This is a genomic window from Streptomyces oryzae (assembly GCF_017676365.1).
In the GTDB taxonomy this organism is placed as follows: Bacteria; Actinomycetota; Actinomycetes; order Streptomycetales; family Streptomycetaceae; genus Streptomyces; species Streptomyces oryzae.
Map to the genome: position 1 here is coordinate 1 of NZ_JADKMA010000269.1, position 7,781 is coordinate 7,781.

The 7,781-nt window shown below is 72.3% G+C and carries 8 protein-coding genes; 7 read left to right on the forward strand and 1 reads right to left on the reverse strand.

Going from position 1 to position 7,781, the window contains the following annotated elements:
* The first annotated feature begins 247 nt into the window (after positions 1 to 247).
* The 7 genes from ITI46_RS31930 (at position 248) to kilB (ending at position 6,752) form a co-directional block, all read left to right on the forward strand.
* Entirely contained in the window at positions 248 to 826 is a 579-nt protein-coding gene (locus tag ITI46_RS31930) for a DUF2617 family protein (protein ID WP_209243430.1), read from the forward strand.
* A gap of 55 nt (positions 827 to 881) precedes the next feature.
* Positions 882 to 2,375 (forward strand): polyamine aminopropyltransferase, encoded by a 1,494-nt coding sequence (locus ITI46_RS31935; protein ID WP_209243431.1) that lies wholly within the window; start codon positions 882 to 884, stop codon positions 2,373 to 2,375.
* Between the two features lie 107 nt (positions 2,376 to 2,482).
* Complete coding sequence (locus ITI46_RS31940) at positions 2,483 to 3,460, forward strand: SRPBCC family protein (protein WP_209243432.1); 978 nt, start codon at positions 2,483 to 2,485, stop codon at positions 3,458 to 3,460.
* 114 nt (positions 3,461 to 3,574) lie between these two features.
* A complete protein-coding gene (locus tag ITI46_RS31945) occupies positions 3,575 to 4,399 on the forward strand; it encodes an aldose epimerase family protein (protein WP_209243433.1) in 825 nt (274 codons plus the stop codon).
* 56 nt (positions 4,400 to 4,455) lie between these two features.
* Entirely contained in the window at positions 4,456 to 4,998 is a 543-nt protein-coding gene (gene pyrE / locus ITI46_RS31950) for an orotate phosphoribosyltransferase (RefSeq protein ID WP_209243434.1), read from the forward strand.
* 200 nt (positions 4,999 to 5,198) lie between these two features.
* Positions 5,199 to 6,230, forward strand: a complete 1,032-nt coding sequence (gene fbaA / locus ITI46_RS31955) for a class II fructose-bisphosphate aldolase (protein WP_209243435.1) — start codon at positions 5,199 to 5,201, stop codon at positions 6,228 to 6,230.
* Between the two features lie 54 nt (positions 6,231 to 6,284).
* Positions 6,285 to 6,752 (forward strand): plasmid transfer protein KilB, encoded by a 468-nt coding sequence (kilB, locus tag ITI46_RS31960; protein ID WP_209243436.1) that lies wholly within the window; start codon positions 6,285 to 6,287, stop codon positions 6,750 to 6,752.
* A gap of 24 nt (positions 6,753 to 6,776) precedes the next feature.
* On the opposite strand, the gene ITI46_RS31965 is transcribed toward kilB, so the two are convergent.
* A complete protein-coding gene (locus ITI46_RS31965; protein ID WP_209243437.1) occupies positions 6,777 to 7,655 on the reverse strand; it encodes a tryptophan 2,3-dioxygenase in 879 nt (292 codons plus the stop codon).
* Between the last annotated feature and the right edge of the window lie 126 nt (positions 7,656 to 7,781).

Consider the following 7,781-nt stretch of genomic DNA (forward strand, 5'->3'; position numbering starts at 1 on the left):
GCGCACGCGGCCGGAAATGCGGCCGTGCGCGGCCCGCGCTCGCCGTGGGAAGGGAACACCTGACCTGTTCCATACCTATGGGATGGAAATCCGCAGAACCTGGGTAAAAGCGCTGGGGACGCAGCGCGTTCCGTGATTCGGTGAATCGTGAACTGTCGTCCCCGAGCGCTCCCGGCCCCCGGCCCGGAGGCTCGGGACTCGAGGGGTGGGGCGGCCCACCCTCCCTGCGTGTTTGCGGAGCCGACCCATGCTCACCATCCTGAAAACCGCCTACAGCGACACCCGCGCGCACGAACTCGGCTGGGACCTCGGCCGCGGGCCTCTGCCGGCCCTCGCCTCCATGGACGTGGAACTGGGCGGCACCCACGTGCAGTTGCGGCTCCTCGGCGCCTCCCACCAGGTGCTGCTCGGCGAGGAGTACGGCGGCTGTTCCGAAACCGTCGCCTGCCTTCCGGGCCGCAGCGCCCCGCTCCCGCTCGGCGTCTCCAAACGCTTCGGCGAGTGGGAGTACGAGTTCGCGGCGCGGGTCGAAAGACTCTCGCCCGGCTCGTTCGCAGGGCGCGCGCAGGAGTTGCTCGCGCTGGTGGCTGACCACCCCAATGGTTTCGCGGGCACCTTTCCCGGTGATCCGAGCGCGTTCACCGCGCTGCTCGTCCAGCGGCACGAGGGCCAGATCCGCTGGCGAACCTGGCACTCCTATCCGCAGGAGGGCTGTCTGGTCTCGACGCGCACCCGGGTGGCCACCAGGGCGCGCGAGAAGCGGGAGGGCGCCGGGGAGCCACGCGAGCCGGCCACGGTCCCGCTGTACGGCCGGGCGTTAGCCTGAGCGGCACCCCTGTGAGTGACCGAAGGTGCTCATTATGTGACGTAGCGTGCATCCCGTGATCGACCGTCCACAGCCTTACGTGGGGAGCGCGCGGTTGCCCGTACCCGCCGGGCTCGGGCGCGGCTTCGTCCTCGCTTCGGTCTTCGTGTGCGCCGCCTGCGGCCTCGTCTACGAACTCGAACTGGTCGCCGTCGCCTCCTCGTTGGTCGGCGACTCCGTCACCCAGGCATCCGTCGTGCTCTCCGTGATGGTCTTCGCGATGGGTGTCGGCTCGCTGCTCGCCAAGCGACTGCGCTGCCACGCGGCCGCGGGCTTCGGCTATGTCGAGGCGCTGCTGGCGCTGGTCGGCGGCGGCTCGGCGATGGCGCTCTACGCCTCCTTCGCCTGGCTGGGCGGGGCCCGCGTGGTGCTGGTCCTCACCTCCTTCACGATCGGCGCGCTGATCGGTGCGGAGATGCCGCTGCTGATGACGCTCATCCAGCGGATCCGCGCGCAGGACCCGGGCGGCGCCGTGGCCGATCTGTTCGCCGCCGACTACGTGGGGGCGCTCGTCGGCGGGCTGACCTTTCCCTTCCTCCTCCTGCCGCTGGCCGGTGAGTTGACCAGCGGGCTGCTCACCGGAGTGGTGAACGCGCTGGCCGGCGGGCTGGTCGTGCAGTGGCTCTTCCGGCACGACCTGCGGGGCCGGGCGCGGTACCGGCTGCTGGCCGCCAACGGCTGCGTGCTGTCCCTGCTGCTGGTGGGCACCGCGTTCGTCGGCCCGTTCGAAGAGGCCGCACGGCGGGCCGTGTACGGCGACGACGTACGGGTCGCCGTGCACACCGCGCAGCAGGAACTCGTACTGACCGGTGGTGCGACCCGCGCGGAGTGGCCCGCCGCGGGCGAACTGCGGCTCTTCCAGGACGGCAGGCTGGCACTGCGGGGCCGGCAGGCCCGCGCCGTCCACCGGGGGCTGGTCCGCCCGGCCATGGAGGGCGGTCCGCGCGACCGGGTGCTGATCGTCGGCGGCGGCGACGGGCTCGCCGTGCGGGAGGTGCTGCGGTTCCGCGGCGTACGGGAGGTCACCGTCGTGGAGCGGGACCCGGGCGTGGTGCGGCTCGCCCGGCGCGACCCCGGGCTGCGGGCGCTGAACCGCGGGGCGCTCGACGACCCGCGGGTCGGGGTGGTGAACGCGGATCCCTTCGACTGGCTGCGGGAGCGGGTGCGGTCCGACGCGGCGCGGTTCGACGTGATGATCTCGGCGCTGCCCGCGCCGGAGGGCTCCGCGGGGCCCAAGCTGTACTCGCAGGAGTTCTACGGGCTCGCCGCGCGGGCGCTCGCTGACGAGGGGCGGCTGGCCGTGCGGGCGGGCGCGCCCGGCGGACGGGCCCGCGATTTCTGGACGGTCGACGCCACGCTGCGGGCCGCCGGGCTGCGGCCCTGCCCGTACGGCGCCGGGCGGCGCTTTCTGCTGGCCAGGCCCGCGAAGCCGGCCCCGCCCACGTGCCTAGGCGAGCGCCGCACCCGCGTGCCGCCCTCCACCTTGATGCACCCCCGGTATGCGGAGTGACTTCCCGTGCGGTGGTACGGCGGTTCGTGCGTCGGTCGTACGGCGGCGGCCAAATCTTGCGGCGCAGTCATATGTGCCGCGGACCGAGGGGTAATAGGCTCCGCCCCATGGAGCACGAGGTGTACGTACCGCTTTCCGTCGGCTCTGTACGGGCCGCCCTCGCAGACAGCGCCCGCGTCGCCCGCTGCGTACCCGGATTCCAGCAGGAGCCGGAAGAGGGCGCCGAACCGTCGGCGGAGCAGCTCGCGGGGCGGTTGAAGGTACGGATCGGCGGCTCGACCATCACCTACCGGGGCACCCTCTCCCTCACCCCGCGCGGCGGCACCGGCAGCGCGGCGGCGCCCGACGCGCTGGAGCGGCTGGAGGTGACGGGCCGCGGCACCGAGGCCCGCGGCGACGGCACCGTCGAGCTCGCGCTGACCGTCGAGCCCCGCTCGGCGGACGACGGCGAGGGCACCGCGCTGGTGTGCGTCGGCACGGTCACCGGCACCGGCAGGCTCGCCGCGATCGAGGAGAAGACCACGACCTCGGCGGGGGTGCGGCTGCTCGACCGTTTCGCCGCGGCCCTCGGCGACAGCATCCGCGACGAGCCGCCGGCGGGCAGCCCGGAGGCGGACACGTCCGGCGGAGGACCGGAGGGTGCGGGTCCTGAGGAGGCCGAGGGCCCCGTCGCAGGCGGCATCGGCGCGCCCGGCGACAACGAACGGGCCATCCCCGGCATCCCGGAACCGGAGCCCGAGCCGGACCGTACCCCGCTGTTCGAGACGGAGGTGCCGCCCTCGTCGCTGGGCCGCGACGACGAGTCGGAGCTGGACGCGGCCGAGGCGGCGAGCGAGGGCTACGGCGAAGTCGAGGTGCCCGGCGACTCCGGTGGACTTGGTGCGGAGGCAGCGCACGCGCGGCGCACGATGATCGGGCGCAGTGCGGAAGAGGTGGACCACGCCCCGCCGCGCGGCCGCTACGCCCCGGTCCCGGCCCCGGAGCCCGCCTCGGCGACCGCCACCCTGCGCTGGGCGGCCCCGGCCGCGGCTGCCGTGGTCGCGGGCGCGGTCGTCCTCGGCCGGGCACTGCGGCGCAGGCGCTGAGGGAGAGCGCTGAGGGAGGGCGCCGCGGCGACGGGCGGTGCCGCTGCGTGGTGCGGGGGTTGTCGACAGCGGGTCTTGCGGCGGCGTTGCTGACAGCGCCGTTATGGTCGCTGTATGACTGATCTGCCCACCTCCGCAGAAGCCACGACCGTCGTGCTCAGTGCCCAGGGGACCGAGGCGACGATCGAACCCCAGCACGGGTGCCGGCTCGCCTCCCTCCGGGTGGGCGGCACCGAACTCCTGCGTCAGGGGCCGAAGTACGGCTCGTTCGTGATGGCGCCGTGGTGTGGCCGCACCGCGCAGGGGCGTTTCCGCAACGGCGGTGAGATGTATCAACTGCCGCTCAACAATCGGGGGCACGCCATCCACGGAACGGTGCGCGACGGGATCTGGCGCCAGGCACCGGGCGCCACCGCCACCAAGGCGTCGTTCACCTACGACCTGACCGACCCGTGGCCCTGGGAGGGGCGGGTTACGCAGGTCGTCGAGCTGGCCGGGGACGGCGGTTCGCTCACCCTGAAGCTCGCGGTCGAGACGTTCGACGTCTCCTTCCCCGCCCAGGCCGGCTGGCACCCCTGGTTCGCGCGCAACCTCGGCCGGGGCGGCGAGGACGTGCGGATCGACTTCTCCCCCGAATGGCAGGAGGAGCGCGGCGAGGACCACATTCCGACCGGTGCCCGCATCGAGCCGCGGCCCGGCCCGTGGGACGACTGCTTCGGGATGCCCGGCGGTGTCGATGTCACGCTGACGTGGCCGTCGGAGCTGTCGCTGCGGCTGACGTCCCGTGCCGAGTACGTCGTGGTGTACGACGAGCCGGAGGACGCCGTCTGCGTGGAGCCGCAGAGCGGCCCGCCGAACGGGCTCAACTCGCACCCGCGCCAGGTGACCCCCCTCGACCCGCTGGAGCTGACGACCACCTGGGCCTGGCAGCGGCTCTAGGCGGCAGGCGATGGCCGGCGGGGGGCACCGGCCGGGGACGCATAGGCTGAGGTCCCATGAACGACGACGTGCGCGCCGCGCTGCTGCGACAGATCAAGGACAAGGCCGTGGTGCACGGCCGGGTCACCCTCTCCTCCGGTGCGGAGGCCGACTTCTACATCGACCTTCGCCGTATCACCCTGGACGGTGAGTCCGCGCCGCTGGCGGGCCAGGTCATGCTGGACGCGACAGCGCATCTGGACTTCGACGCGGTGGGCGGGCTCACCCTCGGCGCCGACCCGGTCGCGACGTCGATGCTGCACGCCGCCGCGGCTCGCGGCCGGCGCCTCGACGCGTTCGTCGTCCGTAAGGCGGGCAAGGCGCACGGGCTGCAGCGCCGGATCGAGGGGCCGGATGTCGCGGGGCGCCGGGTGCTGATCGTCGAGGACACCTCGACCACCGGAAACTCCCCGCTCACCGCCGTCGAGGCGGCCCGGCAGGCGGGCGCCGAGGTGGTCGCCGTGGCGACCATCGTGGAGCGCGGCGCGGCCGGGGCGATGGAGCGCGCCGGGGTGCCGTACGTATACGCGTTCGATTTGGACGACCTCGAGCTGGCCTGAGGGGCAGGGGGCAGGGGGCTGCGGTGCTCCCCGTCGCCGTTTCACGTGAAACGGCACCTTTGAGACTTAGTGAACTTAGTGAATTCGTGAACACCCGCGTCTGGAGCACCCGGCCCTGTCTGGGAGGATGGGCACGACGATGACGTCGTTCCGTTGAGCCGAAGCCGGATCACACCACGCACACCCCAAGGAGCGGTCTGATGCCCATCGCAACCCCCGAGATCTACAACGAGATGCTCGACAGGGCGAAGGAGGGCAAGTTCGCCTACCCCGCCATCAATGTCACCTCGACGCAGACGCTGCACGCCGCCCTCCGCGGGTTCGCCGAGGCGGAGAGCGACGGCATCGTTCAGATCTCCACGGGCGGGGCCGAGTTCCTGGGCGGGCAGTACAGCAAGGACATGGTCAGCGGCGCTGTCGCGCTCGCGGAGTTCGCGCACATCGTCGCGAAGAAGTACCCGGTCAACGTCGCCCTGCACACCGACCACTGCCCCAAGGACAAGCTCGACGGCTACGTCCGTCCGCTGCTGGCGGTCTCCCGCGAGCGGGTGCAGCGCGGTGAGAACCCGCTCTTCCAGTCCCACATGTGGGACGGCTCCGCCGAGACGCTGAAGGACAACCTGGCGATCGGCCAGGAGCTGCTGGCCGAGGCCGCCGCCGCCAAGATCATCCTCGAGGTCGAGATCACCCCGACCGGTGGCGAGGAGGACGGCGTCACCCACGAGATCAACGACGAGCTGTACACCACCGTCGAGGACGCCGTCCGCACCGCCGAGGCGCTCGGTCTCGGCGACAAGGGCCGCTACCTGCTCGCCGCCTCCTTCGGCAACGTGCACGGCGTCTACAAGCCGGGCAACGTGGTGCTCCGCCCCGAGCTGCTGAAGGACCTCCAGGAGGGAGTCGCCGAGAAGTTCGACAAGCCGGCGGGCAGCCGTCCGTTCGACTTCGTCTTCCACGGCGGCTCCGGCTCCACGGAGCAGGAGATCGCCACGGCGCTGGACAACGGCGTCGTGAAGATGAACCTGGACACCGACACCCAGTACGCCTTCACGCGGCCGGTCGCCGCGCACATGTTCAGCAACTACGACGGAGTGCTGAAGGTCGACGGCGAGGTCGGCAACAAGAAGGTCTACGACCCGCGCAGCTGGGGCAAGGCCGCCGAGAAGGGCATGGCCGACCGCGTCCAGGTCGCCTGCGCCAATCTCCGCTCCACGGGCACCCGCCTGAAGTGAGCCACCGCATGGAGCCCCCGGCGCGCCGGGGGCTCCATGTGTTCGACTGGGGCCGTGGAAGCCATCTGGACAAGTGTCGTCGCGGTCGGCGGTACGCTGCTGGGCTCGGTGATCACCCACGTCTTCCAGCGCCTCTCGGCCCGGCGCACAGAGCAGTTCACCCGCTCCGAGGCGCTGCGCCAGGAGTGGATAGCCACCTACACCGCGTTCGCGGCGGCGGTGGAGGACTACCGCCATGGCCAGGCCGCGCGCTGGTACCGCAAAGCGGCGGATCCGGACGGGGAGCCGTTCCGGGAGGCGCGTGACGAGGCACACCGGCTGCGCACGGTCGCCCGGCAGGCGCTCTACCGGGTCAAGCTGCTCACTGATGAGGCGGGTGTCGCCCGCGCCGCCGAGCTCGCCTACCGCCGGACGCAGGAGATCTCCTACGCCGAGGAGCAGCAGGAGCACAGCAGCCGCGACCAGCAGGCCCGGGAGGCGATCGAGGCGTTCGTCTCGACGGCCGCTCCGCTGGTGCGCTGAGCCACCCGTCGCCGGTCCCGGTGGTCAGATCCGTCCCCGTGCCGCCCACAGGTCGGGGAAGAACCGGTGTTCGCTCACCCGGCGCAGCCAGGCCACGCCGTGGGTGCCGCCCGTGCCGGGTTTGGTGCCGATGGTCCGTTCGACGGTGAGCAGGTGCAGGGACCGCCAGCGGCACATCGCCTCGGCGACGTCCGTCATGGCCTCGGCCAGCCAGAACAGTTCCTCGTCCGGCGCGCTGCCGTTGGCGTACACCTGCGCCCACGCCAGCTCCGCCGCCTCGCCCGGCTCGTACGGCCGCGACCAGTCGCGCTCCAGCACGGACGGGGGCAGCGCGGCGCCGCGCCGGGCCAGCAGTGCCAGCGCGGCGTCGTACACGCTGGGCTCCTCCAGCGCCCGCCGCACCTGCTCGGCCACGCCCGGTACGCCCAGATGCGGTCGGGCGAGCCGGGGGTCCTTGTTGCCCAGGACGTACTCCACCATCCGGTACATGTACGACTGGAGCCCCGAAGCCTGGCCCAGGCTGTCGCGGAAGGCGTTGAACTCGGTGGGCGCGAGCGTGCCCAGCACGTCCCAGGTCGAGCACAGCAGCGCGGCCTCCCGGTGCACGCGGCGCAGCACCCACACCGCCTGCCGCACCTCGTCCGCGTCCAGCAGCGAGCGCACCCGCACCAGCTCCTCGTAGAGGAGCTTGAACAGCAGCTCTTTGACCTGCCCGAGGACGTAGAAGGGCAGCTCGGCGGGTTCGTCGGAGCGCGGCTGCTGGAGGGAGAGGAGGACGTCGATGGACTGGTAGTCGATGTACGGGGTGGAGGAGCCCGCGAAGTCGACCAGTGGTTCGCCGTCGCGCAGCGCCGCGAGCCGGGCCCGCTCGGCGTCGCCGCTGTCCCCGTTGCGGAAGTCCATTCCGTAAGAATCACGCCATCCCGGGCGGGGGCGGCAGGCTCATCTCCGTCATCGTGTGCGGGTGCCAGGGGCATGCACCGGGTGCGTGATGCCTGGTGGGGCGGGGCGGAGGTGACAGAGGGGAAG